The organism is Streptomyces sp. iso_384 (assembly GCF_056172905.1).
In genome coordinates this window covers 802,949-827,854 of record NZ_JBWBTT010000001.1, presented here as the reverse complement: position 1 = coordinate 827,854, position 24,906 = coordinate 802,949, and the positions used below count along the sequence as shown (strand labels likewise).

Genomic DNA, 24,906 nt, shown 5'->3' with positions numbered 1-24,906 from the left:
CCACCGGCGGGGCAGCCGCGCGAGGGAAGGAGATGGCCCCGTGGTGAGCAGACATGTCGACGTGGCCGTCATCGGCAGCGGTCAGGCCGGACTCGCCGCCGGCTACCACCTGCGCCGCCGCGGCCTGGACTTCGTCGTCCTGGACGCCCAGGCCTCGCCCGGCGGCGCCTGGCAGCACGCGTGGGACTCGCTCCACCTGTTCTCCCCCGCCGCCTACTCCTCTCTTCCCGGCCGTGTCATGCCGGGGCAGCCGGGAGAGACGTACCCGGACGCACGGCACGTGGTCGGCTACCTGACCGACTACGAGCAGCGCTACGACCTCCCCGTCCTCCGCCCCGTCCGGGTGGAGGCGGTCCACCGCGACGGCGACCGTCTGCGTATCGAGGCCGACGCCGGAACCTGGCGGGCGCGTGCGGTCATCAGCGCCACCGGAACGTGGTGGCGCCCCTTCCTCCCCGCGGTTCCCGGGCGTTTCGCATTCGAGGGCGTCCAGCTGCACACCGCCGGGTACCGCCGCCCGGCCGATCTCGCCGGACAGAAGGTCGTGGTCGTCGGCGGCGGCAACTCCGGGGCGCAGATCGCCGCCGACCTCGTGGGCACCACCGAACTCACCTGGGTCACCCAGCGGCCGGCCCGGTTCCTGGCCGACTCCGTCGACGGCCGTGCCCTCTTCGACCACGCCACCGCGCGCCGCCGCGCCCTCGACGAAGGCCGCGCCGACACGGGAGGCGTCGCCTCGCTCGGCGACATCGTCGCCGTGCCGCCCGTACGCGAGGCGCGTGACGCCGGATTCCTCAAGGCCCAGCCGATGTTCCGCCGACTCACCGCGACCGGCGTCGAATGGGCCGACGGCACCCGCGCCGAGGCCGACACGATCATCTGGTGCACCGGCTTCCGCCCCGCGCTGTCCCATCTCGCGCCGCTCGGTCTGCGGGGGCCGCGCGGGCACATCCCCACCGCGGGCACCCGGGCACTCGGGGAGCCGCGCCTCCACCTGCTCGGCTACGGCGACTGGACCGGACCGGCCTCAGCGACCCTGATCGGCGTCGGCCGTCCCGCACGCGACGCCGCCGCAGCCATCGTGGAACTGCTCGGGCTCCCTTGATCCACCGCCCCGCGGCTCATATATCGTCCTCCGATATCGTATTCCGTAATGGCCGTGCCCGAGCCACCGAGGAGTGAGCCATGAGCAGGCGACCGATCCCCGACGGCGTACCGGACGAGTTGCGAAGGCGGCTCGGCGTGCCCGACGCCGTGGTGATCGGTCTGGGATCGATGATCGGCGCGGGGATCTTCGTCGCTCCGGCGCCGGCCGCGCAGGCCGCTGGTTCCGGACTGCTGATCGGCCTCGCGGTCGCCGGGGTGGTGGCGTACTGCAACGCCACCTCCTCCGCCCGGCTCGCCGCCCGCTATCCGGCCTCGGGCGGCACGTATGTCTACGGCCGCGAGCGGCTCGGTGATTTCTGGGGGTACCTGGCGGGCTGGGGATTCGTGGTCGGCAAGACCGCCTCCTGCGCGGCCATGGCGCTCGCCGTCGGCTCGTACGTGTGGCCGGGACAGGCGCACGCGGTGGCGGTCGCCGCGGTGGTGGCGCTGACCGCGGTCAACTACGCCGGAGTACAGAAGTCCGCCTGGCTGACCCGGGCCATCGTCGCGGTGGTCCTGGCGGTGCTCGCCGCTGTGGTGGTCGCTTCCTTCACCTCCGGCGAGACGGATGCCGCTCGTCTCGACGTCGGTCCGGACGCCGATCTCCGCGGTGTGCTCCAAGCGGCGGGGCTGCTGTTCTTCGCGTTCGCCGGGTACGCCCGCATCGCCACTCTGGGCGAGGAGGTCCGTGACCCCGCACGCACCATCCCCCGCGCCATCCCGATCGCGCTGGGCATCACCCTGGCCGTCTACGCCCTCGTCGCCGTCTGCGTCCTCATGGTGCTGGGCCCGCAGCAACTGGCGGACGCCACCGCACCGTTGTCGGACGCCGCGCGGGCCGCGGGCGCCGACCGGCTGGTCCCCGTCGTCCGCACGGGCGCGGCGGTCGCGGCGCTCGGCTCGCTGCTGGCGCTGATCCTCGGCGTTTCCCGTACGGCCCTGGCGATGGCCCGCGACCGGCACCTGCCGCACGTCCTGGCGGCCGTACATCCCCGCCACAAGGTGCCGCACCGGGCCGAGTTGGCGGTCGGCGTCGTGGTGGCGGTCCTCGCCGCGACGACGGACGTGCGCGGGGCGATCGGGTTCTCCTCCTTCGGCGTGCTCGCCTACTACGCCGTCGCCAACGCCTCCGCGTGGACGCTGACCCCGGCCGAGGGGCGCCCGCACCGCCTCGTCCCGGTGATCGGGCTGACCGGCTGCCTGGTCCTGGCCTTCTCCCTGCCGGTCTCCTCGGTGCTCACCGGGGCCGCGGTACTGGCCGTGGGCGCCGCGGCCTACGGCATCCGGCGGTTCACCGCAGGCCATCGGAAGCCGTAGGCGCTCCGTACGCCGGCCTGTGCTGCGTTCAGCTCACGCTGTCGTCGCCGAGAACTTCGCGAGCCAGCTCCCTGAGCGCTCTGCGGTCCTCCGCGAGCGCTGCCCTCCCGGCTTCGGTCGCCCGGTAGACCCGCCTCGTGCGGCCGTCGACCACCTGCTGCTCGGAGGCCAGCAGTCCGTCGGCCTCCAGCCGGTGCAGCGTCGGGTACAGCGTGCCGGGGCTGATCCGGTAACCGTGGCGGGCCAGTTCCTCGGTCATCCACGCACCGTGGATCTCCCCCTCGGCCGCGTGGTGCAGGATGTGCAGCCGCATCGCACCCCGCTGGAACTCCCGCACTCCGCCCACCTCCACGCCCGAGGGGCAGTGACGCAACCGATATCGGCCTGCGATTCTACGTCGCCGGTGGTGGACTCCCGCCCGGCCCAAGCCTCTTTCCGCCGTCTTCGCGCCGAGGGTGGCGGCCGGGAGTTCGCCGCGCCGGCGGTCGTCGCAGCGACGGGCGGCCACGGCGCACCCTTCGTTCCCGGCATTCCAGGGAGAGGGGAGATCGCCGAGCCGTGCGCCCTGAGGCCGTCGACCGCGTCGGAGCATCTGAGCCTGCTGCGCCGCGGCGGGCCGGCCCTCTCCCGCAAGGAGGGCAAGCAGGTGTACCACCGGGCCGACGGCGCCACCATGGCCGTCCGCCTCGAAGCGCTCGGGGAGTACCTCGCGCGCTGCTGCCCGCCCGGCCACGGAGACTGACCGCGGCGCCCCCGCGGTCCCGCCCGGTCAGCCGGGACTGCCGAGGAGAGCCGCCATTCCGGCGATCACCGACGGCTCCACCCTGTAGTAGACCCACGTACCGCGCCGCTCGGAGGCCAGCAGACCGGCCTCGCGCAGCTTCCTGAGGTGGTGGGAGACGGTCGGCTGGGAGACGCCGACGTCGGCGATGTCGCACACGCACGCCTCCCCGTCCGGGTGCGAGGCGACCTTGGAGAACAGGCGCAGCCGCACCGGGTCGGCCAAGGCCTTGAACATCGCGGCCATCTTCTCCGCGTCCGCCTGCGAGAGCTCGGCCGAGGTGAGTGGCGGACAGCACGGCTCCACCTGCCCGACGGGCGTCACCGGCAGCTCCACCATCCGTGAATTCGACATACGTCTATGTTGACACTCGTCGATGCAAGTGGCAAGCTCCAGACATGGAGAGATATCGACAGTCATCAAATCAAGGGCGGTCGTGGCCGGTCCGCGCCGATCGCATGCCGCTATCCGCCACCCCGTTCTGAGGAGACCACCCGCCATGAACGAACAGCAGCTTCCCGTCGTCGTCATCGGCGCCGGCCCGGTCGGCCTCGCAGCCGCCGCCCACCTCACCGCGCGCGGTATCGACACCACAGTCCTGGAGGCCGGGACCGCGGCCGGCGCCGCGGTGCGCGCGTGGGGTCACGTACGCCTGTTCTCCACCTGGTCCGAACTGGTCGATCCCGCCGCCGCGAAGCTCCTGGCGCCCACCGGCTGGGCCGCCCCCGACGGCGCGACCTACCCCTCCGGGGCGGACTGGGCCGAGAAGTACCTCCAGCCGCTCGCCGACGCCCTGGACGACAAGGTCCGGTACGACGCCACCGTGACCGGCGTGTCCCGACTCGGCCGGGACCGCGTCGTGGACGCCGACCGCGAGCGGCAGCCCTTCACCGTCCACGTGCGCCACACCGACGGCTCCGAGGAACGCCTCACCGCCCGCGCGGTCATCGACGCGTCCGGCACCTGGTCCACCCCCGGTCCCATCGGCGGCGACGGTCTCCCCGCGATCGGCGAGAAGGCGTCGGCCGACCGGATCTCCTACCGGATCCCCGACCTCAAGGACCCGGCCGTCCGCTCCCGGTACGCCGGCAGGCGTACCGCCGTCATCGGCTCCGGGGCCTCCGCCTTCACCGCCCTGGCCTCACTGGCCGGCCTCGCCCGACAGGAGAAGGGCACCCACGCGGTGTGGGTGCTGCGCCGGGGGATCTCGGGCTCGACCTTCGGCGGCGGCACCGCCGACCAACTGCCCGCCCGCGGGGCCCTCGGCCTGGCCGCGAAGGCCGCCGTCGACGAGGGGTACGCCGACGCGGTCACCGGCTTCCGCGCCGAGGCGATCGAGAGGGCGGGCGACCAGGTGGTCCTGGTCGCCGAGGACGGCCGCCGCCTCGACCCCGTGGACGAGGTCATCGTGCTCACCGGCCTGCGCCCGGACCTGTCCTTCGTCTCCGAACTCCGCCTCGGCCTCGACGAGCGCCTCCAGGCCCCCAGTGAACTCGCCCCTCTCATCGACCCGAACCAGCACTCCTGCGGCACGGTCTACCCGCACGGAGTCAAGGAGCTCTCCCACCCGGAGAAGGACGTCCACCTCGTCGGCATGAAGTCCTACGGCCGAGCACCCACCTTCCTGGCCATGACCGGCTACGAACAGGTCCGCTCCGTCGCAGCGGCCATCGCCGGCGACCGGGAAGCCGCCGAGCGGGTCGAACTCACGCTGCCCGAGACCGGCGTCTGCGGCGGGGCCGGCCTCTTCGACGAGCCCGAGGCGAACCAGACCGGGAGCGGCGGCTGCTGCGCCGCCCCCACCACGGTGACCATCGGTATTGGAGCCCCCGCTTCCTCCGGCGGCTGCTGACCGCGGTGCCCGACGCCAAGGCCCCGGTGGTCGCGACCGGAACGGGGGTCCGGTCGCGACCACGCGCGGTGCTGCCTGCTCTCTGCGCCACACAGATCACCAGCTGGGGGATCGTCTACTACGCCTTCCCCGTCCTGCTCTCCCGCATCACCGCCGACACCGGCTGGTCCACGAGCGCCACAACAGCAGCCTTCTCCCTGGCCCTGCTCGTCTCGGCGGTGGCCGGCATCCCCATCGGCAGAGTGCTGGACCGCCGAGGCCCTCACCTCGTGATGACCGGCGGATCGGTCCTCGCGGTCCTGGCGGTCCTCGCGGTGGCCGCGGCTCCGAACCTCCCGGTCTTCGTCGCCGCCTGGGCAACGGCGGGCGTCGCCATGGCCGCCACCTTCTACCAGCCGGCCTTCGCCGCGCTCACCCGCTGGTGGGGCCCCGACCGCATCCGCGCCCTGACCGTCCTCACCCTGGCCGGCGGCCTCGCGAGCACGGTCTTCGCACCACTCACCGCCGCGCTGGCCCAACACCTGAGCTGGCGCTCGACCTACGCCGTTCTCGCCGTGATCCTCGCCCTCACCACCATTCCGGCCCACGCCCTCGCCCTGCGCGCGCCCTGGCCACCGGCACCGCCCGCGCCACCGGCAACAGGCAACGGCACCACCGTGACCCGCAGCCGCCCCTTCGTCGTCCTGGCCGTCGCCTTCACCCTCTCCGGTTTCTCGATGTACGCGGTCGTCATCGGGCTCGTCCCCCTTCTTCAGGAACGCGGCGCGAGCACCACCGCCGCAGCCTGGGCCCTGGGCCTCGGCGGCGCCGGTCAGACCCTCGGCCGCACCCTCTACGCGGGTCTCGCCTCCAGGACGTCGGTCACCGCGCGCACCACCGTCCTGATCGCCCTCGGCGGAGCGACCACAGCCGCACTGGCCCTCACCCCCGGGCCGATCCCGCTCCTCGTCCTGCTTGCGGTCCTCGCAGGCGTTGTCCGCGGCAACCTCACCCTCCTGCAGGCCACCGCCGTCACCGACCGCTGGGGCACCACGCACTACGGAAGGCTCTCCGCACTCCTCACCGCTCCCGCCACCCTCGCCGCCGCCCTCGCCCCCTGGGCCGGGGCCGCCCTCGCCGGTCCGCTCGGCGGCTACGACCGCCTCTTCCTCGCACTGGCGGGAAGCTCGCTGGTAGCGGCTGTCCTTGCCCGGAGCACGCGTACGCGTGGAGGTGCGGTACTCCCCGAACAGCGCTGAGGCGCACCGTCACGTGATCGCGGCAAGGACACCGGTCACCACTGATCGATGACCGGGGCGTCGGGTTCGTGTTGCCGCCACATCCCGGTGAGGCGGGTAAGCCGTTCGGCGGCGGCGAATCCGTGCAGCGCCGCCACCTTCCCGTCGCTGATCTCGAACACCACAGCGCCCACGATCCGGTCCTCGAGCACGGCGAGCACGGCGGGCCGGCCATTGACCTGCCCGATGCGGATCGTGGGCGAGCCGCCGGCCAGGCGGCGCTTCGCGGGAGTGGGTTTGAAGGCGGTCCGCATCAGGGCCGCGATGCGCGCCGGGCTCTCGTAGTGCCACAGCTTCCCGGTGAGTCCCGCACCGTCGGAGATCACGGTGGCGTCATCGGTGAGCAGCGCCACGAGGCGATCCGTACGACCGGAGGACGCGGCGGCGAGAAACTCTTCGAGGACCTTGCGCGCGGATGCCGGGGTGACCTCACCGCCGCCGCGGCGCGCGCCTGCGACCCGGCGGCGGGCCCGGTGGGCGTGCTGCTGGCTCGCGGACTCCGAGATGTCGAGCATCCCGGCGATCTCGGAGTGGCGGTAGGAGAAAACCTCGCGCAGGACGTAGACGGCCCGTTCGACCGGCGAGAGTCGCTCCATCAGGGTCAGGACGGCGAGCGACACCGACTCGCGCTGCTCGAAGGTGTCGGCCGGACCGAGCATCGGGTCGCCGTCGAGAAGCGGCTCGGGCATCCAGGCGCCGGCCGCGCGTTCACGGCGTACCGGTGCCGAGCGGAGCCGGTCCAGGCACAGGTTGGTGACGACCTTGGCCAGCCACGCCTCCGGCACCTCGATCCGCTCCCGGTCGGCAGCGTGCCACCGCAGGTACGCGTCCTGTACGACGTCCTCGGCATCGGCTGCCGAGCCGAGGAGACGGTACGCGAGCGAGGCCAGCCGGGCCCGGTCGGCCTCGAAGCGGTCAGCTGCGGTGCTGTCCATGGAGACGCCCCTATCCGGCGGCCCTCTCGGACGCGGTGGCTACGACCGTGGTGCCGGTGGTCGTCGCGGCGGGCAGACGAAGCTTGCGCTTCGGCATGCCGAAGGTCGGGTGCGAGACGCCCCACAGGACCGAACGCATGGTGTCGTCGACGACGATCCGTCCGTCCTCGGTGACTTCGAGACCGGCGGCGGACGCGATGGGGTCGACGGCGAACCCGGCCGTCCACACGGTCGCCTCGGCCGGGAGGGAGGTGCCGTCCGCACCGACCGCGTACGCCGCCCCGACGGCTTCGATGCCGGTGTGCTCGTGAACGGTGACACCCAGCCTGTCGAAGGCCTCGCGCAGGTGGAGCCGAGCCCCCGGGGAGAGCCAGGCTCCCAGCTCACCACGGGCGGCGAGCGCGACGGAAAGACCGGGACGCGACTCGGCGATCTCGGTGGCGGTCTCGATGCCGGTCAGCCCTTCACCGACGACCAGTACGGTCCCGGACCCGCCCCGGCCGTCGAGGCGGTCGAGTCGGTCGCGCAGCCGCAGCGCCGACGGCCGTCCCGCGACGTCGAAGGCATGCTCGGCCACACCGGGAACACCGTGGTCGGCGACCCGGCTGCCGAGCGTGTACAGGAGCGTGTCGTACCCGAGCTCGCCGTCCCCGTCCTCGCCCGTCACGGAGACGATCCTGCGCTCCGGGTCCACTGCGGTGACCCGCGCCACGCGCAGCCGTACCCCGGTGCCCGCGAACAGGTCGGTCAGACGGCGGGGCGTGATGTCCCGGCCCGCCGCGAGTTGGTGCAGGCGCATCCGCTCGACGAAGACAGGCTCGGCGTTGACGACCGTGACCTCGGTGTCGGCAGGTGAGAGACGTCGGGCGAGGCTCCCGGCGGCGAAGGCTCCGGCATAGCCGGCACCGAGGACGAGGATGCGGTGCTTCATGGTGTGGCTCCTTGTCTGAATCGCTTACCCCTTGAGCGGGACAGCGCCGCGATTCCTGACAGGAGCCGGATGTGAGGTGGGTCACCGAAGGCGTGCGGAGGGCCCACCGCAGACGCTTCGGTCGCCCCTCTGCGGCACAGCGCCGGCCGAGAACGATCGGCAGGAGGTCACGGTGACCCTGTTCTTGAGGGCCTGGGACGGCGGCACACCTATCCGCGGACAGAAGCCTGCGACATCCCGGAATGGTCGTGCAGGCCGAGCCGCAGGTGCTCCACGTGGAAGAGCGCCTGCTCCAGGAGCTCGGCGACGTGGTCGTCGTAGAGCGAGTAGATGATGGAGCGGCCGTGACGCTCGCCGGTGACCAGTCCGAGGTTGCGCAGCAGCCGCAGCTGGTGCGAGCAGGCGGACGCCTCCATGCCTACGGCCTCCGCGAGGTCACCGACCGAGCACGGGCCCTCCTGGAGGCGGGCCAGGATGTACAGGCGGGACGGGGTGGCCAGAGCCTGGAGGGTCGCGGCGACGTCGGAGGCTCCCGCCGCGTCGAGTCGTTCACGCGCGGTGGTGTCGCTCCTGCCGTCGGCTCCGTGCCCCATGGATCCCATCCTAACGACTACACCTGAACACCTCTTCATATGTTCCTGTACGGTGGAGTGCGTCGCCGTCCCCCACCCGTGAAGGGTCGCTCCGCCATGCCTTCCCTCCTTCAGCACCCCGAGCAGGTGACCGCGGCCGCTCCGGCAGAGATCCCCCGTCGCCGTACACGCGCGTTCGCCCTTTCGGAGACCCGATGGGCGGTGACCGCACTGGCACTGTTCCTGATGGCGCTGCCGATCCAGCTGGCCGGCGCCTCCGCGTGGGTGTGGGGCCCCCTGTACGGCGTCGTCTATGTCACCGGTGGCTGGGAGCCGGCCCGGGAGGGCTTGCGGGCGCTGCGGGAGAAGACCCTGGACGTGGACCTGTTGATGATCGTCGCCGCGATCGGCGCGGCCTCGATCGGGCAGGTGATGGACGGTGCCCTGCTGATCGTCATCTTCGCCACCTCCGGCGCCCTGGAGGCGTTGGCGACAGCGCGGACCCAGGACGCGGTCCGCGGCCTGCTCGACCTGGCCCCCGCGACGGCCACCCTGGTACTCGACGACGGGAGCGGGAAGACCGTCGCCACCAGAGACCTGGTGGTCGGGAACACCATTCTGGTTCGCCCCGGCGAACGGGTCGGAGCCGATGGCCGGGTGACCTACGGGGCGAGTGAGGTCGACCAGGCCACCATCACCGGCGAGCCGCTGCCCGTGGCGAAGGAAGCGGGGGACGAGGTGTTCGCCGGCACGCTCAACGGCACCGGCGCTCTGCGGGTCAGGGTCGAGCGCGACGCCTCCGACTCCGTCATCGCTCGGATCGTCACCATGGTCGAGGAAGCCTCCGAGACCAAGGCCCCGACCCAGCTCTTCATCGAGAAGGTCGAGCAGAGATACAGCCTCGGCATGGTCGTCGCTACTCTGGCCGTCTTCCTGATCCCCCTGGCCTTCGGCGCCGACCTCGCCGGCTCACTGCTGCGCGCGATGACCTTCATGATCGTCGCCTCGCCGTGCGCGGTCGTTCTCGCGACAATGCCGCCCCTCCTGTCGGCGATGGCCAACGCCGGACGCCACGGCGTCCTGATCAAGTCCGCCGTCGTCATGGAACGCCTGGGCCAGGTGAACCTGGTCGCGCTCGACAAGACCGGGACCCTCACCGAAGGCACCCCGCGTGTCACCGAGATCCGGCCTCTGCCCGGATCGGGTCTGGACGAGGACGCCCTGCTGGCGATGGCGGCCGGGGCGGAGCACCCCAGCGAGCACCCGCTCGCCCGCGCCGTGGTCGACGCCGCCCGCACCCGCGGCCTGACCGTGCCGGACACGCGGGACTTCACCTCTGCTCCCGGCACCGGCATCACCGCCACCGTCGACGGGCACACCGTCGCGGTAGGCGCGCCCGCCCGCCTCCTGAGCGGGACCGGGGCCGCCTGCGCCAAGGCCGCGGCCCTGGCCGAAACCCTGGAAAGCGACGGCCGCACCGCCGTTCTCGTCCAGCGTGACGGCACACCCGTCGGCGTCCTGGGAATCGCCGACCGGCTGCGCCCCGACGCGACCGCCACGGTCGCCGCCCTCACCGCCCTGACCGGCAGTGCGCCGATGCTGCTGACCGGTGACAACCCGCGGGCCGCCGCCCGTGTGGCCGAAGAGGTCGGCATCAGCGACGTCCGAGCCTCGCTGCTGCCCAGGGACAAGGTCACCGCCGTCCAGGAAGAGACGCGTACCGGCCGCAAGGTGCTGGTCATCGGCGACGGTGTCAACGATGCCCCGGCACTCGCCGCCGCCCACACCGGCATCGCCATGGGACGGGCGGGTTCCGACCTCGCCCTGGAAACAGCCGACGCCGTCATCGTCCGGGACGAACTCGCCACCGTTCCCGCAGCGGTGAACCTGTCGAGGGCCGCCCGGCGCCTGGTGGCGCAGAACCTGGTGATCGCAGGCGTGTTCATCTCCGTCCTGGTCATCTGGGACCTGGCCGGGCACCTGCCCCTGCCGCTCGGCGTCCTCGGCCACGAAGGCTCCACCGTCATCGTCGGCCTCAACGGCCTGCGCCTGCTGCGCGAAGGCGCCTGGAACCGCGCCGCCACGGGCCGGCGGTGAGCGCTGGAGCGGGCACGGACAGCGGTCACCCCTCCGGGGCGAGGTCACGCGGTCAGCGGCCGCGATGCTGGGCTCGGTGCGTCTCCCAGCGCTCCATCAGCGACCCCAACTCCTTCTCCAGGAACTGGAAGAACTCCAGCGTGTCGTTGATCCTGCGCCCCTGAGGGGTTTCGAGCCCGAAGTGGCTCACACCCTCCCTCAACGTCGCCTGCCAGCTCCTCAGCATGGCGTCGCGCTCCGTCAGAGCGCTGTACCACTGATCACCCTGCACGCGGTAGCGCTCACGCCGCGAACCCGGCTGCCTCTCACGGCTGACCATGTCGACCTGCGCGAGATAGCGGACGGCTCCCGATACGGCCGCCGGGCTGATCTTGAGCCGCTCGCCCAGTTCGGCGGAGGTCAGGTCCCCCCGCTCGGAGGAGAGCAACGCCGCGAAGACCCTGGCCGGCATGCGGGCCATCCCGGCTTCGACGAGCTGGGCGGCGAAGCGCTCGATGAACCGTGAGGCGGCGGCCTCCGCACCGGCGGCCCCGCCGACGAGGGCCTCCCCTCGGCCGCCGTCCGCACGGCCGTCTCCCCGCCGCCGCTCACTCATGACCTGACCCCAGTTCCTGTGATTCGGCGCCCCGACACACCCGACGCCCCCGGCAGCCTATCGAGCGATTCATACGGTTCCTTAACTTCACGAACTTCTGAAGAAAGCGTACGTTCGGCCTCATGAAGAAGGCAATCACTGTCGCCGGGCTCCACAAGTCGTTCGGCCGGACACACGCCCTCGACGGCCTGGACCTCTCCGTCGACGCCGGCGAGGTCCACGGCTTCCTCGGCCCCAACGGTGCGGGCAAGTCCACCACCATCCGCGTCCTTCTCGGGTTGCTGCGCGGCGACTCCGGCTCCGCTCAACTCCTGGGCAAGGACCCGTGGAAGGACGCCGTCGAACTGCACCGGCGGCTCGCCTACGTACCGGGCGACGTCGAACTGTGGCCGGGCCTCACCGGCGGGGAGGCCATCGACCTGCTCTCCAAGCTGCGCGGCGGCCTCGACCGGCAGCGGCGCGACGAGCTCGTCGAACGGTTCGACCTGGACCCGACCAAAAAGGGCCGTGCCTACTCCAAGGGCAACCGGCAGAAGGTCGCCATCGTCGCCGCGCTCGCCTCCGACGCCGAACTGCTCCTCCTCGACGAGCCCACCGCGGGACTCGACCCGCTCATGGAGGTCGTCTTCCAGGACGTCATCCTTCAGGCGAAGGCCGCAGGCAGGACCGTGCTGCTCTCCAGCCACATCCTGGCCCAGGTCGAAAAGCTCTGCGACCGCGTCAGCATCATCCGTCAGGGCCGCAACGTGCAGTCGGGCACATTGAGCGAGATGCGCCACCTGACGCGCACGGCAGTGGAGGCCGAGACCCAGCGCCCGGCCACCGGACTCGACGCCCTGCCCGGCGTCCACGGGGTCCGGGTGAAGGACCACCGGGTGAGCTTCGCCGTCGACGGAGCACACCTCGACGCCGCCATCCGCAGACTCGGCGAGTTCGGCATCCGCAGTCTGATCAGCCATCCGCCGACGCTGGAGGAGCTGATGCTGCGCCACTACGGCGACGAGCTCGCCGTCAACGGAGGCCAGAGGCACACCGAAGACTCCGCCGAATCGGGGGACACGGTCTCCGGCACGGTCACTCCGGCCCTCGGCGGCGACGAGGCGGACCGATGACCACCACCGCAGCAGCCCTCCGGGCCCGCACCGCACCCGGCCCGGGTCCAGGCGCTTTCGCGGGTACCGCGGCCCTCATCCGGTTCGCCCTGCGCAGGGACCGTGTTCGCCTCCCGGTCTGGCTGCTCGCGCTCGTCCTGGGCACGCTCGCCACAGCGAGCGAATACGCGACCCTGTACGCCACCGCCGAGAAGCGGGCCGCGGTCGCCGCCACCATGGACAGTCCCGCCGCGCTCGCCATGACCGGCCCGCGCCACTACCTCTCCGACTACGACGTCGGCGCGATGCTCGGTCATCAGATGCTGGGCTTCATGGCCGTCCTGGTCGGCCTGATGAGCGTCCTGATCGTCACCCGGCACACGCGGAACGAGGAGGAGACCGGCCGGGCCGAGCTGGTGCGCTCCACCGTCGTCGGGCACCATGCCCAGCTGGCCTCCGCGCTGACGGTCGCCGCCGTTGCCAACATCGCCCTCGCCGTCCTCGTGGCCCTGGCCCTCGTCTCGACGCGCATCGCCGGCATCGGCACCGGCGAAGCTCTGCTGTACGGGCTCACGCACACCGTGATCGGCCTGGTCTTCGCCGGCGTCGCCGCCGTCACCGCGCAGGTGACCGCCCACGCGCGCGGCGCCTCCGGAATGGCGCTCGCACTCATCGGTGTCGCCTATGTGCTGCGCGCCTCCGGCGATGTCGGCAACGACGCCCTGTCCTGGCTCAGCCCGATCGGCTGGATCCAGCGCACCTACGTCTTCGTCGACAACCGCTGGTGGCCCCTGCTGCTCTGCCTGGCGACAGCCGCGCTCACCGCCGCCGCCGGCTTCGTGCTGAGCACCCGGCGTGATGTCGGCGCCGGCCTGCGCGCTGCCCGGCTCGGCCGCCGTACCGCGTCCGCAGCCCTCACCCGGCCCTTCGGCTTCGCCCTGCGGCTGCACCGGGCAACCCTGCTGGGCTTCGGCACCGGACTCCTCCTGATGGGCGTCATGTACGGCTCCATCCTCGGCGACGCCGCCGACATGGTGAAGGACGTCGACCAGATCCAGGAGGCGCTGGCGGAGATCGGCGGCAGCTCCGTCGCCGAGTCGTTCGCGTCGATGGTGATGGTCGTCGTCGCGGTCGTCGCCGCCGTGTACGTGGTGATGGCCTCACTGCGACCGCGAGCCGAGGAGAGCGCCGGCCGCGCCGAACCGCTGTTGGCCACCGGTCTCTCACGCCGCCGCTGGCTGGGCAGCCATATCGCCGTCGCACTGGCCGGCGGTACGGCGCTGCTGCTCGCGGCCGGACTGGGCTTCGGTCTCGCGGGCGCCGCGTCCACCGGGGACACCGCCCTCGTGGGGGAACTGCTCGGGGCCGCCGCTGCGTACGCGCCTGCGCTGTGGGTGACGGCGGGTGTGGCCGTCGTGCTCTTCGGCTGGTGCCCCCGCGCCGCGTCGGCGGCCTGGGTCGTGCCCGTGTACGCGTTCCTCGTCGGGTACCTCGGCGCGATTCTCCGCTTCCCCGACTGGATGAACAACCTTTCGCCCTTCGGCCACGTTCCCCGCCTTCCGGCCGCCCAGCTGAGCTGGCCCCCCGTGCTCGTCCTCACCGCCGTCGCGGCCGGACTGGTCCTGTTGGGGCTGGAGGGCTTTCGCCGCCGGGATCTGGAGACGAAGTGACGGACGGGTGACCGGACCTGCCGCCAGGGAGCGGCCTCGCTCGTCCGGTTGGCACACGCCGTCTGTCGGGTCCCTCATCCGGTACCACGAGCCCCGGCCCGCACCCTGGGAATCGCAGGGGCGGGCCGGGGCTCGTGGGTGGGGCGGGCGGTCAGGCGCCCGTCTTCACCGTTTCGTCCTCGTCGCGAGCGTCCGGGCCCGCTTCGCGGCTTCGGACGTACGTCAGGAACTTGTCCAGTTCGCGCTTGACGACGGGGGCGAGGAGGTAGAGGCCGATGATGTTGATGACGGCCAGGGTGAACAGCACCGCGTCGGCGAGGTCGATGAGGGTCTGCAGGGTGAGCAGCGACCCGGCGACGGCGAACAGGGTGTAGAGGGACTTGTAGACGGTCTCGCTGGTGCGGCTGCGGCCGAAGAGGTGCGTCCAGGCCTTGAGACCGTAGTAGCCCCAGGTGAGCACGGTGGAGAACGCGAAGAGGATCACCGCGACGGTCAGCACGTACGGGAACCAGGGCAGCACCGTCTCGAACGCGTCCGAGGTGATCGTCACGCCGCCGATGGACTCACCGTCGCGGGCCTCGCCCCAGCTGGCGGGGTTGGCGATGACGATGGTCAGCGCGGTCATGGTGCAGACGACGACCGTGTCGATGAACGGCTCCAGCAGGGCGACCAGGCCCTCGCTGGCGGGGTGCTTGGTCTTCACCGCGGAGTGGGCGATCGGCGCTGAACCGAGACCGGCCTCGTTGGAGAACGCGGCCCGCTTGAACCCGATGATCAGTGCACCGAGCACACCACCCGCGACACCTTCGGGGTTGAACGCGCCCTCGATGATCGTGCCGATCGCGGCCGGTACGGCGGTCACGTTGACCAGGATGACCACGAGACAGGCGACGATGTAGAGACCGGCCATCGCGGGGATGAGCCGGCTGGTGACCTGGGCGATGGAGCGGATGCCGCCGAGGAGCACGATGCCGACGAGCGCGGCGACGAGGATGCCGAAGAAGAGCGCACCGCCGGAGGAGCCCATCATCCCGTCCTCGCCGCCGGTGACGGAGACGAGCTGGGCGTAGGACTGGTTGACCTGGAAGAGGTTGCCGCCGAAGAGCCCGAAGAAGAGGATCATGATCGAGGCGAGGACGGCGAGGACCTTGCCGAGGCTCTTGCCGTTCTTTCCGAAGCGTTCGGCAAGCCCCTTGGGCAGGTAGTGCATCGGTCCGCCGGAGACGGTGCCGTCGGCGTGGACCTCGCGGTACTTCACACCGAGGGTGACCTCGACGAACTTGGTGGCCATGCCGAGGAGACCGCAGAGGATCATCCAGAACGTGGCTCCGGCGCCACCGATGGAGACGGCGACGGCGACACCGGCGATGTTGCCCAGGCCGACCGTGCCGGAGACGGCGGCGGTGAGCGCCTGGAAGTGGTTGACCTCGCCCGCCGAGTCCTTGTCGTCGTACTTGCCGCGCACCACGTCGATGGCGAGCCGGAATTTACGCACTTGTACGAACCCGAACCAGCCGGTGAAGACGAGTCCGGCCACCACGAGCCAGGTGACGATGAGCGGAACTTCCGCCCCGGCGATGGTGACGGAGTAGAAGACGATGTCGCCCAGCCACTTGGCTATGGGCTCGAAGAACCCGCTGACGGCTTCGTCGATGTTCTCGGTGATGGAGTCGAGTGACACGTTGGCTACCTCGATGACGCGGGAGCGGCGGACTTGGGGGTGCCTTCGCCGGTCGGTGTGCGATGGGGGGATGAGCGAACGACGCTGTCCGAATGGCGATACCGCGTGCCGCACGGGCGGACTACGACGGTGATCGCCCTGGCCTGCTGCCGGATGGAGCCCGGCACTCCGCTGCGACGGTGGTCCCGCCCGCGAAGTTGGGCATTTGTACCACGCCGTTTACCGATCCTTTAGTGGCGCAGGTCACATTCGGGCAGGCTGTGGGTGAAGATGCTGGACGAGTGACTTCATTGTTATGCGGACAGATAGATACGTTTACCGGACATCTACTGTCGGCACATCACTGCGCCGTACGAGCCCTGCAGAATTCCTCCACCACCTTGCAGACCTCTAGCGGCTCCTCGTCCAGGATCAGGTGTCCCGCACCGTCGACCACCCTGAGCCCCGACCCCAACCGGCGCCGCACGGCCGGACCCAGGGCTCTCGGAGGCAGGAAGACGTCGAACCGTCCCGTAGCGACCAGCAACGGGGCGGCACGGGGGCGTTCCAGCAGGTCGGGCGGCAGCGGCAGCGGGGCGAGGCTGGTGCGGCAGCAGCGGGCGACCAGATCCATCCACGCGCTCAGGTGCCCGGGGACCACGCGCCCCGGGGCGGACATATGACGCAGCAACTCCTCCGCTCGCGGCACCGAGGGGCGCAGGAGCCAGGGGACGGTGGCCGCCAGCAGGGGGACGGGGGTCCGCAGGCGCATGACGCCGGCGCTGGAGAGCAGGACCCGACCGGCGACGAGAGGAGAGTCGCAGGCGAGCGCCACCGCACCACCCAGGGAATGCCCCACCACCACGGCCGGCTGCCGCACCAGAAGGGCCAGAACCTCATTCAGCCACTTCCCGTACCAGGCCGTGCGCCCTAGGCGGGGTCTCCGACCCGAGCTGAGCCCCGGCTGCCCGGGCAGGTCCAGGATCACCACACGGTGTCTGCGGGCCAGCTCTTCGGCGACGGCCAGACAGGAGGCCGCGTTCATGTTCGTACCCGGCAGCAGAACGACGGCCGGAGCTCCGTCCCGCGGCTCGGGGCCCACGGTCACGACGCTGGTGAGGCCGGCCGATGTCGCCACCTCTCGGCGGACATGGGCCACGTGCCACCCGTCGATCCGGCTCAGACACCAGCGCCGAACCTCCTGCTGCGCCACGGCGTTTCTGTAGACAGAGGGCATGTACCCGTCCTTCGTGATCGGCGCCGGCGGATGAGCGGCTGCAGGTCAGGCCTTCTGGTCGGGCCAGTTGAGGATGCGGGCTCCGATGACAGCGGTCTGCAGGGCGTATCGGTGCCGGGGGTTGGCCGGGTCGGATCCGGTGAGCTCGTGGATGCGCTCCAGCCGGTAGGTGAGTGCGCGGACGCTCAGGGAGAGGCTCCGGGCCGCGTGCGTGGTGACGCATCCCGCGTCGAAGTAGGCGGTGAGGGTGTCCAGATGGGACTGCGGGCCGTTGCGGCTCCTGAGCAGCGGACCCAGTGTGGTGCGGACGAGGTCGGCCATGGCTTGCCGGTCCCGGGTCAGTACGGGATACACGAGAAGGTCGGCGGCGTGCAGCACCGGGTCGTCGAGTTCCAGCCGGACCGCGAGATCCAGGGCCCGGAGGGCCTCCTCGTAGGAATGGACCACGCCGCCCGCACCCGGGTGCGGCCGTCCGATGGCGGCCCGTCCACCGTCGGTCGCGGCGTGGGCCTGTTTGGCGAAGTGGATGAGAACATCGCGCTGGTCGCCGGGGGCGATGCAGATCATCCGGCCGTCCTTCGTGGTGAGCAGGACGTCGCGGTCACCGAAGCGCGCGTTCACGGCCCGCTCCACGAGGCGGGGCACGGCCTCGCCCTCGATGTAGGGGTCGGGACCTTCGGCGACGGCGACGGCGTGGGCATGGGAGAGTCGCAGCCCGAACTGCTCCGCCCGCTCCACCAGGCGCCCCAGGTCGCCACGCCCGTACAGCAGGTCGTCGATGAACTCGCGGCGCCGTGACTCCTCCTGCCGGAAGGCGAGTTGCTGGGCTCTTTCGTAGCCCTCGCAGAGTGCCTCGACGGCGGTCTGCACCGTGGCGAGCACACGGTCGGCGCCCGCAGTCCCGGCGGGCCAGGCGATACGGGCCCGTGCGAGGTGGTGCACGACCAGGGCGCGCAGCGTGATGCCGTCGTCGGCCGCTTGTTCCCCGAAGACCCGGAGTCGTTCCAACGTGGCCTCGTCGGGCCCCTGCCCTGTCGCCGCAGCGGAGGCCAGCAAGGTTTCGTATCCGGTGTACGTCTGCATCCGGTCGTCCTGTCTCAGGGTTCCACCTGCACTGCCTCAAGAGCGCCAGTGCCTTCAGGTATCGACGCTCCGGCTCAGGTGGTGCGGTCGTCGGCGTAGGTGACGAGCTCGTCGACTCCGGCCCGGCGGAGGGCCTCGCGAGCTTCGGAGGATGCTCCGCTGATCAGGGTCAGGACGCCGCGGTGCCGAGCGGCATGGACAGCTGTTCCCACGACCCGTGCACCGTCGGTGGTCAGGACAGTGGTGTCGCTCAGGTCGATGCAGAGCCGCTCGGTCTGCGGACGGAGCACGGCGGCCACTCTGTCGGCGGTGTCCGCCGTGATCGCCCCGCGTAAGCGGTACCGGGCCGTGGACAGCGGAACGGCACGCTCACGACCGCTACGAGGAGGCCGCAGGCTCGCCAAGGCCATGCGGAGACCTACCGCCGCGGCAAGCAGACACGGCAGGCGGAGGAGGTCGTCCTGGAGGACCGTTCCCGCCCCCAGAGCCAGAACTGTGGGAATCAACCAGAGCACGGCGACCTGCCGCCGATCCGCGAACGGCTTCACCGGCAACCGACGCACCGAGTCCTCCTCCCGGACAACAGATCCGGGATTCCCGTGCAGTGGTCCAGTCGTTCGTACACGGCGGGCAGCCCTCCGAGGGTCGCGGCGGACGGAGGAACGGCTTCCCCCGTCGCCGACCAGACTTCCCGGCACACCAGCGCCCGTGACGACGCGTTGCGCACATACTAGTAGCGAGCTCCCACGGACAACATAGTGCGACAACCAGCAGCCTGCGCAGCCACGTCGAAGGACTCGACGGCCGCGCCGAGAACGTCGACACGTTTCCGCACCCCGCGAGAAACGGCAGAACCGAGGCCGCGTCGCTCAGACCCTCCTCAGCGCCATTCAGTTCATGGTCGAGAACCTGAGGACCGTCGAGTCCTTCCTGCGCGACCAGCGCCTGCCCACTGATCGCTTCCCAAGTTGATGGGCTGCTCAGCAGTCGTAGCGATGCGTGTACGGCATGTCCGGACACTCGGGGCAGCCGAAGAGGTACACGCCGCCGAGGTCGCCCATGTCCATCCCGTGGCCGATGGTGTCGACGAACGTGTGGTCGGCCTTGGTCCGCCGGCTGGAGACCGAGCTATCGGGTTCCTGTTCGTCGAGCGGGAACCAGCGCCCTTCGATCGGTTCCGAGGCGGTGATGCTGAGAAGGTGGTCCATGCGCCGGCCGCAGCGGCAGTTCGGCCAGTCGGGCTGCTGAAGCCAACCCGGGTACCCTCCGACCTTGCTCTGGACGGTGGTGGCCATCTCGTAGTACGAGAAGCCGAACGCATCCTCGATCTCTCCGAACCGTTGGCTCAGGGCCTGGGCAAGGTCTCCCGGCAGATCCCTGTTCGGGTACTCCACCACGCGCGTTGGCGTCACCGTGCAGGGCCGGGGCACGAATTCCTCTTCGTACTCATACGGCGCCGGCGGGTTCGGCACCATCCCTCCCGCCGCGACTGTCCGCTCGCTGCGCCAATACACCTTCGGCAGCGCAGCCCCGACCTCGTCATCGTGGATCAAGGGGCACCACACGACCTGCAGCACGTCCATGCCTGCCGGGAACGGCAGCTCAGGCACATCCCGTGCATAGAGCTGCACGACCGGCACCATCGCCACCGCCTCAGGCCCGACCACCTCGGTGGGTGTCCTCAGCGGCTTCCAGTGCCCTGGCTCGGTACACAGCGGCCACGGCTCATCGGCCGGCCACAGCAGCGGCCCGCCGATGGAACTGGAACGCACGCCCGGTTCACCGCTTCGCGGGTAGAGCAGGGTCGTTTCCCGCCCGAGACCGACGAGTTCCGGTATCAGTGATTCCACCTCGAACGGCGCTGCGCGGATGCGGTGGGGCATGGTGCATTCCTTCTCGGTGATCAGGTGCGACGGTTGGAGTCCAGCCACTCGTCGCTGTTCCACATGACCGGCATGGCGCCGACGGGCTCGAACCGGATCTGCGGATCGTTGCTCTGGACCAGGCAGATCAGACGGCCCAACGACTGCCTCGGCGACGTGGCCTGCTACGGCGGCTACGACGATGCCTCCGAGGGCGCCGGACTGGTCCTCGTCCTCACCGACTACGACCGGTTCGCGACGACCTGCCCCAGGGCGGCGCAGTTCGTCCTGGACATCATCGCCGGCCAGGCCCGGCAGGCGGCCGTACTGCACCGGTAGGCGTCGAGGAGACGGAAGAACTCCTCGACGGGAGTTGAGCCGTCGGGGGTGTTGCGCTCGATCTCGGCTGCCCAGGTCAGAGAGCTGTCGATGCCGTGACATTCGCGGAGCCAGCGGCTGAAGTCGTCTTCGGGCCAGAAAGCCCAGGGTTCGTCGACGCTGTGCACGCCGAGTGCGACCCGGTAGCCGGTGAGCATGGAGTGAGCCGCCGGGCAGCCACATGCCGGGCCGGAGACGGATCTGGTCCAGGAAGTCGTACACATCCGTGCAGTCCTGCCAGTGCTTGGCGGTGGGCCCCGGGACGTCCTCGGTCGGCATGTTCCGACCCTACGGTGCGAACGGGTGCTGTCGTCGGTCGGAGGGGTCACCTTCTGCGATCTTGCCAGGGCGGGGGCTTGGAGTGCCATCAGGCCCCGAGGTGAGCGAGTGGAGGTGGGGCCGGTATGACGTCACTGTTCGAGCGTCCGGATCAGGAAGAGGCGGTCGTCCGGGTCGAGTTGGCCACGCTGCGCGAGAAGATCACTGTGGCAGAGGAGCGGCTGGCTCACCTGACGATCACGCGGGAGACGCTGTTGTCCCCGGTCGTCGAGGAGTATGCCAACCGGAACGATGACGTCACGCAAAAGCCGCCAGGCGCCCCCGCGGACGAACCGGCGGCGAACGGCCCTGCCCACGATTCCCCGTCCGCCGATGCAGAAGTACCTTCCAGCGGTGCCTCGTCTGCCGGACCGTTGGAGTGGGAAGAGGCACGAGAGCGGATGCCAGTACTGCCGGCGGGGGCAGGTCGGGCGATGAAGGTGCGGGACACCACCCCGATCCCCGCCTGGCACGATCCGCCCCAGGAACGACGTGGATCGGCCTCCGTCGAACTCGCCGCCGCCTGGCACTGCTGCGGAGGATCCGAACCCGTTCGGACAAAACGTCGAAACCGACCCCGGAAACGCCAAGATCCCGCCCGATCAATCAGATCGGACGGGATCTCGTGAACTCTTCCTGAGCTGACTCAAGAACAGTCGCGTTGTGGACCTGTGGGGATTTGAACCCCAGACCCCCTCGATGCGAACGAGGTGCGCTACCAGACTGCGCCACAGGCCCTTGCGACGTGTGAAACTCTAGCACCCTCACGGGGGTGCTTGGAAATCCGTTCCTCCGCTGGTCAGCGGTGTCGGGTTTCCCGGGCTCCCGGGGCCCCCGCCGCCTCACTCATTGGCCGCACGCGGCCGGTCCTCGTCGTCGTACTGGTCGAAGAGCGGGGTCCGGCCACGGTCGCGGTTGCGGCGGGACTGGTTGGTGCGCTGGCGCGGGGCCGGGTCGACCGCGGGGGCCGTCGGGTGCGACGTGCCGGTCTGGGTGGGCTCGGCGGTGCTGGAGCGGGCCGCGCTCCAGGTCTCCGGGTCGCCGACCTCCACGCCGCCCGTGGCCCGGGGGGCGACGGGCGCGGTGACATAGGTGGGCAGCGGTACGGGAACGGGCTCCCAGCTGTCGCCCTGGGCGCGGCCGCGCTCACGCTGCTGGTCCACCCACTCCGCGTGGTCCGTCTGCTCGACGAGGGCGCGCCGGCCGGCCTCCTGGGGGGAGACCGTGGGGGTGGGCTCCGGCTCCGCGTGGTGCGCTTCGGAGTCGTCGTCCGGCTCCGCGGGGGCGGGGATCGCGGGCTGGTTCCGACGCGGGCGGTTCTCGCGCAGGCGCCGGGCCGCGTCCTCGGCCCGGCGGCGGTCCATCGTGAAGGCGAACCGTCGGCGCTCCTGGGCGCGCAGATGCACGATGTACGTGCTCAGCAGCACGGCCGGTACCGCCGGCGCCCACAGGAAGCCGAGGCCGCCGACCGCCGCGACGACCGCGCCTGCGGTGAAGGCCAGGAAGAGGACGACGGTGGTCCGCCTGCGCCGGGCCAGGACCTGGGAGCGCTGGGCGCGCCGGGCCCGCTCGGCGTCGGCCGCGCCGGAGCGGGGCCGCCGCTGGGCGGGGGGCGCGTGTTCCGCGGGGCGCTCACCGGACCGGCGTTCGTTCTGCTGACGGTCCGGCGGCTGATGCCCCGCCCGACGGTCGTGCGCCGAACGGTCGTGCGCCGGGCGGTCGGAGGCCTGGTGGTCCGGGGTGCGCTCGGGCGCGTGCGCCGGGTCACTCAGTCTGGCTTCCGTGTGCGCCGGAGGCGCGGCAAAGGCCCGGACGTCCACGGATTCCATACGGTCCGTTTCCCGGTCCGGGTCGACGTCGGGCGCCGCCTCCTCGGTGGTGCGCTCCCGCAGCTCCTTGGCGTACCGGCGCTCCATCGCCGCCCGTCCGGACAGCAGCCGGATGGCGGTGCTGAAGCGCTCCGTCGGACGGGCCTCGTTGAGCTCGTCCTGCCTGCGGAGCCACATCGGCACCAAGTAGGCGGCCCAGGCCCCGACGATGACTGCGTAGATGAGGCCGCTGCTGCTCACGCTCACACCGTAGAGGGGTTTGCGCGCAAGGATCCGCCAATTGGCCCGGTGTGTCGCACGATCCGGCTGATATCACGGACTTTTTTTGTGATTGTTCGGATCAACAGCCACCGAAAGCCCGACCCAATGCGGTCACCCGGCGGTCATGCCGCGATCAAATTCGAACATCTATTTTATTTATTCGGACGGTCCGGGGCTTCTCGGTGTCGCCGGGCGCGACCGGCGCCAGCGCCGGAGCATCCCCTCGGGCACTTCCTCGGCGGTGAGGGCGAAGATCAGATGGTCGCGCCAGGCCCCGTCGATGTGGAGATAGCGCGGGCGCACGCCCTCCGAACGGAATCCGAGTTTCTCCACCACTCTGCGGCTGGGCCCGTTCTCCGGGCGAATGCAGACCTCGATGCGATGCAGGCCCACGGTACGGAAGCAGTGGTCCATGGCGAGCGCCACGGCCGTCGGCATGACCCCGCGCCCGGCGACGCTCCGGTCGACCCAGTAACCGATGTGTCCGGAGCACATCGAGCCCCAGGTGATCCCCGCGACCGTGAGCTGGCCGACCAGCCGGCCCTCGTACTCGATGGCGAACGGAAGCATCCGCCCGGCGTTCGCCTCGGCGCGCAGATGACGGACCATCTGCCGGTACGTGGGGCGCCGCGCCATCGGGCCGCCGGGGGCGGGCGGCGGGACGGTGGCCTCCCAGGGGCGCAGCCAGTCGCGGTTGCGCCGGTTGACCTCGCGCCAGACCCGCTGGTCGCGCATCTTTATCGGGCGCAGGACGATCTCGCCGTCGGTCAGCGTCACCGGCCAGGTCGCGATGTTCAGCTCGGGCTCCCCGGTCGGGGGTGATCGCCGCCGCGGAGCTGGTCGACGGCGTGCACCAGAAGCCTGCCGAGGACGGCGAGCCCGTCCCTCACCCCACCGGCGGAGCCGGGGAGGTTGACGATCAGGGTGCGGGCGGCGACGCCCGCGAGGCCCCGGGAGAGGGCGGCGGTCGGGACCTTGGCGAGTCCCTCGGCCCGGATCGCCTCCGGGATGCCGGGGATCTCGTGGTCGAGGACGCGGCGGGTGGCCTCGGGGGTGGCGTCGGTGGGCGAGATGCCCGTACCGCCGGTGGTGACGATCACGTCGTAACCGGCGGCGACGCCCGCGCGCAGGGCCGCCTCGACCGGGTCGCCGTCGGGGACGACCTGCGGTCCTTCGACCGTGAAGCCGAGGCCGGTCAGCGCGTCGGCGATCAGGGGGCCGCCCCTGTCCGCGTACACCCCGGCGGAGGCCCGGTTGGAGGCGGTGACGACGAGCGCGCGGTACGGGGCGCGCGGCGCGGCTCCGGAGGCCCCGGACTCGGACCCGGATGCCCGCGCGTGCCCCTCGTGGCCGGAGGCTCCATGCCCGGGCGGCTGCCGGTGGCCGTGGTCGGAGGACCCGCGCTCGGGTACCCGCCCCTCGTGGCCGGAGGCGGCCGGCTCGGGCGGCGTCACGCGTCCGGTCCCGACGGTCCCTCCGGCGCGGTGCGCCGGTAGTCGCCGGACTTGCCGCCCGACTTCGCCTCGACCCGTACGTCGGTGATGACCGCGCTCTTGTCGACCGCCTTGATCATGTCGACGACGGTCAGCGCCGCCACCGACACCGCCGTCAGGGCCTCCATCTCGACGCCCGTGCGGTCCGTCGTCCTCACGGTGGCCGTGATCTCCACCGCGTCGTCGGCCACGCTGAGGTCGACCTTCACACCGGAGACGGCCAGCGGATGGCAGAGCGGGATCAGGTCCGGGGTGCGCTTGGCCCCCATGATCCCGGCGATCCGGGCGGTGGCGAGGGCATCGCCCTTGGGGACGCCCTCGCTGCGCAGCAGCTCGATCACGCGTGGCGCGACGAGCACCCGGCCGGACGCGCGGGCGACGCGGGTCGTGACGTCCTTCGCCGACACGTCGACCATGCGGGCCGCGCCCGCCTCGTCGATGTGCGTCAGCCTGTTCTGCGTACTCAACTCACTCCGCCTAGCGGTAGGGGCACCGATGGGCCTCGGGCCCGGAGGGGGTCC

At 71.2% G+C, this 24,906-nt stretch carries 24 protein-coding genes, 1 tRNA gene and 1 pseudogene; 10 read left to right on the top strand and 16 right to left on the bottom strand.

What is annotated here, in order from left to right; all coding sequences use genetic code 11:
• Positions 1-43: 43 nt before the first annotated feature.
• A complete protein-coding gene (locus AC0VY3_RS03730) occupies positions 44-1,105 on the top strand; it encodes an ArsO family NAD(P)H-dependent flavin-containing monooxygenase (RefSeq protein WP_475551632.1) in 1,062 nt (353 codons plus the stop codon).
• Positions 1,106-1,185: 80 nt separating this feature from the next.
• Positions 1,186-2,463, top strand: a complete 1,278-nt coding sequence (locus tag AC0VY3_RS03725; protein ID WP_475548921.1) for an APC family permease — start codon at positions 1,186-1,188, stop codon at positions 2,461-2,463.
• Between the two features lie 28 nt (positions 2,464-2,491).
• Here the strand turns inward: AC0VY3_RS03725 and AC0VY3_RS03720 are convergent, their stop codons facing one another.
• Entirely contained in the window at positions 2,492-2,800 is a 309-nt protein-coding gene (locus AC0VY3_RS03720) for an Rv3488 family transcriptional regulator (RefSeq protein ID WP_103511303.1), read from the bottom strand.
• 69 nt (positions 2,801-2,869) lie between these two features.
• Between AC0VY3_RS03720 and AC0VY3_RS03715 the strand changes: the two genes are divergently transcribed.
• The gene (locus AC0VY3_RS03715; RefSeq protein ID WP_475548920.1) at positions 2,870-3,205 is read left to right on the top strand and encodes an ArsR/SmtB family transcription factor; all 336 of its coding nucleotides are present in this window, start codon (positions 2,870-2,872) and stop codon (positions 3,203-3,205) included.
• 27 nt (positions 3,206-3,232) lie between these two features.
• Here AC0VY3_RS03715 and AC0VY3_RS03710 read toward each other — a convergent pair whose 3' ends face one another.
• On the bottom strand, positions 3,233-3,598 hold the full coding sequence (locus AC0VY3_RS03710) for an ArsR/SmtB family transcription factor (protein ID WP_103511302.1): 366 nt from the start codon (positions 3,596-3,598) through the stop codon (positions 3,233-3,235).
• Positions 3,599-3,743: 145 nt separating this feature from the next.
• Between AC0VY3_RS03710 and AC0VY3_RS03705 the strand changes: the two genes are divergently transcribed.
• Together AC0VY3_RS03705 and AC0VY3_RS03700 are read left to right on the top strand one after the other, a co-directional pair.
• Entirely contained in the window at positions 3,744-5,096 is a 1,353-nt protein-coding gene (locus AC0VY3_RS03705; protein WP_475548919.1) for an FAD-dependent oxidoreductase, read from the top strand.
• Between the two features lie 5 nt (positions 5,097-5,101).
• Positions 5,102-6,334 carry an MFS transporter gene (locus tag AC0VY3_RS03700; protein ID WP_475548918.1) on the top strand — a complete coding sequence of 411 codons (1,233 nt, stop codon included), beginning with the start codon at positions 5,102-5,104 and terminating at the stop codon, positions 6,332-6,334.
• A 35-nt stretch (positions 6,335-6,369) separates the two neighbouring features.
• Here the strand turns inward: AC0VY3_RS03700 and AC0VY3_RS03695 are convergent, their stop codons facing one another.
• From AC0VY3_RS03695 to AC0VY3_RS03685, 3 genes and pseudogenes are all read right to left on the bottom strand, one after another.
• The gene (locus tag AC0VY3_RS03695; protein WP_475548917.1) at positions 6,370-7,308 is read right to left on the bottom strand and encodes a sigma-70 family RNA polymerase sigma factor; all 939 of its coding nucleotides are present in this window, start codon (positions 7,306-7,308) and stop codon (positions 6,370-6,372) included.
• Positions 7,309-7,336: 28 nt separating this feature from the next.
• Positions 7,337-8,239: pseudogene (locus AC0VY3_RS03690) on the bottom strand (NAD(P)/FAD-dependent oxidoreductase); the annotation flags it as partial.
• A 209-nt stretch (positions 8,240-8,448) separates the two neighbouring features.
• Positions 8,449-8,832, bottom strand: a complete 384-nt coding sequence (locus AC0VY3_RS03685) for an ArsR/SmtB family transcription factor (protein ID WP_103511358.1) — start codon at positions 8,830-8,832, stop codon at positions 8,449-8,451.
• Between the two features lie 96 nt (positions 8,833-8,928).
• Here AC0VY3_RS03685 and AC0VY3_RS03680 point away from each other — a divergent pair, with 96 nt between their 5' ends.
• Positions 8,929-10,908: a heavy metal translocating P-type ATPase gene (locus AC0VY3_RS03680; protein ID WP_475548916.1), complete on the top strand. Its 1,980-nt coding sequence runs from the start codon at positions 8,929-8,931 to the stop codon at positions 10,906-10,908.
• Between the two features lie 52 nt (positions 10,909-10,960).
• Here the strand turns inward: AC0VY3_RS03680 and AC0VY3_RS03675 are convergent, their stop codons facing one another.
• Positions 10,961-11,503, bottom strand: a complete 543-nt coding sequence (locus AC0VY3_RS03675; protein ID WP_103511297.1) for a GbsR/MarR family transcriptional regulator — start codon at positions 11,501-11,503, stop codon at positions 10,961-10,963.
• Positions 11,504-11,625: 122 nt separating this feature from the next.
• Here AC0VY3_RS03675 and AC0VY3_RS03670 point away from each other — a divergent pair, with 122 nt between their 5' ends.
• Both AC0VY3_RS03670 and AC0VY3_RS03665 read left to right on the top strand, forming a co-directional pair.
• On the top strand, positions 11,626-12,615 hold the full coding sequence (locus AC0VY3_RS03670) for an ABC transporter ATP-binding protein (RefSeq protein WP_258047314.1): 990 nt from the start codon (positions 11,626-11,628) through the stop codon (positions 12,613-12,615).
• Positions 12,612-14,264, top strand: coding sequence for an ABC transporter permease (locus AC0VY3_RS03665; RefSeq protein ID WP_475548915.1), 1,653 nt, complete (start codon positions 12,612-12,614; stop codon positions 14,262-14,264). Before AC0VY3_RS03670 ends, AC0VY3_RS03665 begins: the two co-directional genes overlap by 4 nt.
• Positions 14,265-14,415: 151 nt before the next feature.
• Here the strand turns inward: AC0VY3_RS03665 and AC0VY3_RS03660 are convergent, their stop codons facing one another.
• The 5 genes from AC0VY3_RS03660 to AC0VY3_RS03640 all read right to left on the bottom strand — a co-directional run bounded on the left by AC0VY3_RS03660 (position 14,416) and on the right by AC0VY3_RS03640 (position 20,127).
• A complete protein-coding gene (locus AC0VY3_RS03660) occupies positions 14,416-15,945 on the bottom strand; it encodes an alanine/glycine:cation symporter family protein (RefSeq protein WP_103511295.1) in 1,530 nt (509 codons plus the stop codon).
• 340 nt (positions 15,946-16,285) lie between these two features.
• The gene (locus AC0VY3_RS03655; RefSeq protein WP_103511294.1) at positions 16,286-17,161 is read right to left on the bottom strand and encodes an alpha/beta fold hydrolase; all 876 of its coding nucleotides are present in this window, start codon (positions 17,159-17,161) and stop codon (positions 16,286-16,288) included.
• A gap of 45 nt (positions 17,162-17,206) precedes the next feature.
• A complete protein-coding gene (locus AC0VY3_RS03650) occupies positions 17,207-18,244 on the bottom strand; it encodes a PucR family transcriptional regulator (RefSeq protein ID WP_103511293.1) in 1,038 nt (345 codons plus the stop codon).
• 74 nt (positions 18,245-18,318) lie between these two features.
• Complete coding sequence (locus tag AC0VY3_RS03645; protein WP_374935516.1) at positions 18,319-18,654, bottom strand: STAS domain-containing protein; 336 nt, start codon at positions 18,652-18,654, stop codon at positions 18,319-18,321.
• Positions 18,655-19,224: 570 nt separating this feature from the next.
• Positions 19,225-20,127 carry a hypothetical protein gene (locus AC0VY3_RS03640; RefSeq protein WP_475548914.1) on the bottom strand — a complete coding sequence of 301 codons (903 nt, stop codon included), beginning with the start codon at positions 20,125-20,127 and terminating at the stop codon, positions 19,225-19,227.
• Positions 20,128-20,160: 33 nt separating this feature from the next.
• Between AC0VY3_RS03640 and AC0VY3_RS03635 the strand changes: the two genes are divergently transcribed.
• Both AC0VY3_RS03635 and AC0VY3_RS03630 read left to right on the top strand, forming a co-directional pair.
• On the top strand, positions 20,161-20,445 hold the full coding sequence (locus tag AC0VY3_RS03635; RefSeq protein ID WP_475548913.1) for a hypothetical protein: 285 nt from the start codon (positions 20,161-20,163) through the stop codon (positions 20,443-20,445).
• 443 nt (positions 20,446-20,888) lie between these two features.
• On the top strand, positions 20,889-21,431 hold the full coding sequence (locus tag AC0VY3_RS03630) for a hypothetical protein (protein WP_475548912.1): 543 nt from the start codon (positions 20,889-20,891) through the stop codon (positions 21,429-21,431).
• A gap of 35 nt (positions 21,432-21,466) precedes the next feature.
• On the opposite strand, the gene AC0VY3_RS03625 is transcribed toward AC0VY3_RS03630, so the two are convergent.
• The 5 genes from AC0VY3_RS03625 to moaC form a co-directional block, all read right to left on the bottom strand.
• Positions 21,467-21,540 (bottom strand) — tRNA-Ala (locus AC0VY3_RS03625).
• Positions 21,541-21,644: 104 nt separating this feature from the next.
• Positions 21,645-22,871 (bottom strand): gephyrin-like molybdotransferase receptor GlpR, encoded by a 1,227-nt coding sequence (locus AC0VY3_RS03620; protein WP_181011015.1) that lies wholly within the window; start codon positions 22,869-22,871, stop codon positions 21,645-21,647.
• 177 nt (positions 22,872-23,048) lie between these two features.
• Positions 23,049-23,669, bottom strand: a complete 621-nt coding sequence (locus tag AC0VY3_RS03615; RefSeq protein ID WP_103511289.1) for a GNAT family N-acetyltransferase — start codon at positions 23,667-23,669, stop codon at positions 23,049-23,051.
• A 17-nt stretch (positions 23,670-23,686) separates the two neighbouring features.
• Positions 23,687-24,130 (bottom strand): MogA/MoaB family molybdenum cofactor biosynthesis protein, encoded by a 444-nt coding sequence (locus AC0VY3_RS03610; protein WP_308462579.1) that lies wholly within the window; start codon positions 24,128-24,130, stop codon positions 23,687-23,689.
• A gap of 212 nt (positions 24,131-24,342) precedes the next feature.
• On the bottom strand, positions 24,343-24,852 hold the full coding sequence (gene moaC / locus AC0VY3_RS03605) for a cyclic pyranopterin monophosphate synthase MoaC (RefSeq protein ID WP_475548911.1): 510 nt from the start codon (positions 24,850-24,852) through the stop codon (positions 24,343-24,345).
• Between the last annotated feature and the right edge of the window lie 54 nt (positions 24,853-24,906).

Bases quoted from the DNA above. Each gene is read 5' to 3' on its own strand.
- AC0VY3_RS03705 (WP_475548919.1), top strand. From the start codon at position 3,744: ATGAACGAACAGCAGCTTCCCGTCGTCGTCATCGGCGCCGGCCCGGTC.
- AC0VY3_RS03630 (WP_475548912.1), top strand. From the start codon at position 20,889: ATGACGTCACTGTTCGAGCGTCCGGATCAGGAAGAGGCGGTCGTCCGG.
- AC0VY3_RS03665 (WP_475548915.1), top strand. From the start codon at position 12,612: ATGACCACCACCGCAGCAGCCCTCCGGGCCCGCACCGCACCCGGCCCG.
- AC0VY3_RS03640 (WP_475548914.1), bottom strand. From the start codon at position 20,127: ATGCCCCACCGCATCCGCGCAGCGCCGTTCGAGGTGGAATCACTGATA.
- AC0VY3_RS03670 (WP_258047314.1), top strand. From the start codon at position 11,626: ATGAAGAAGGCAATCACTGTCGCCGGGCTCCACAAGTCGTTCGGCCGG.
- AC0VY3_RS03685 (WP_103511358.1), bottom strand. From the start codon at position 8,832: ATGGGGCACGGAGCCGACGGCAGGAGCGACACCACCGCGCGTGAACGA.
- AC0VY3_RS03680 (WP_475548916.1), top strand. From the start codon at position 8,929: ATGCCTTCCCTCCTTCAGCACCCCGAGCAGGTGACCGCGGCCGCTCCG.
- AC0VY3_RS03725 (WP_475548921.1), top strand. From the start codon at position 1,186: ATGAGCAGGCGACCGATCCCCGACGGCGTACCGGACGAGTTGCGAAGG.
- AC0VY3_RS03645 (WP_374935516.1), bottom strand. From the start codon at position 18,654: ATGGCCTTGGCGAGCCTGCGGCCTCCTCGTAGCGGTCGTGAGCGTGCC.
- AC0VY3_RS03695 (WP_475548917.1), bottom strand. From the start codon at position 7,308: ATGGACAGCACCGCAGCTGACCGCTTCGAGGCCGACCGGGCCCGGCTG.
- AC0VY3_RS03655 (WP_103511294.1), bottom strand. From the start codon at position 17,161: ATGCCCTCTGTCTACAGAAACGCCGTGGCGCAGCAGGAGGTTCGGCGC.
- AC0VY3_RS03675 (WP_103511297.1), bottom strand. From the start codon at position 11,503: ATGAGTGAGCGGCGGCGGGGAGACGGCCGTGCGGACGGCGGCCGAGGG.
- AC0VY3_RS03650 (WP_103511293.1), bottom strand. From the start codon at position 18,244: ATGCAGACGTACACCGGATACGAAACCTTGCTGGCCTCCGCTGCGGCG.
- AC0VY3_RS03710 (WP_103511302.1), bottom strand. From the start codon at position 3,598: ATGTCGAATTCACGGATGGTGGAGCTGCCGGTGACGCCCGTCGGGCAG.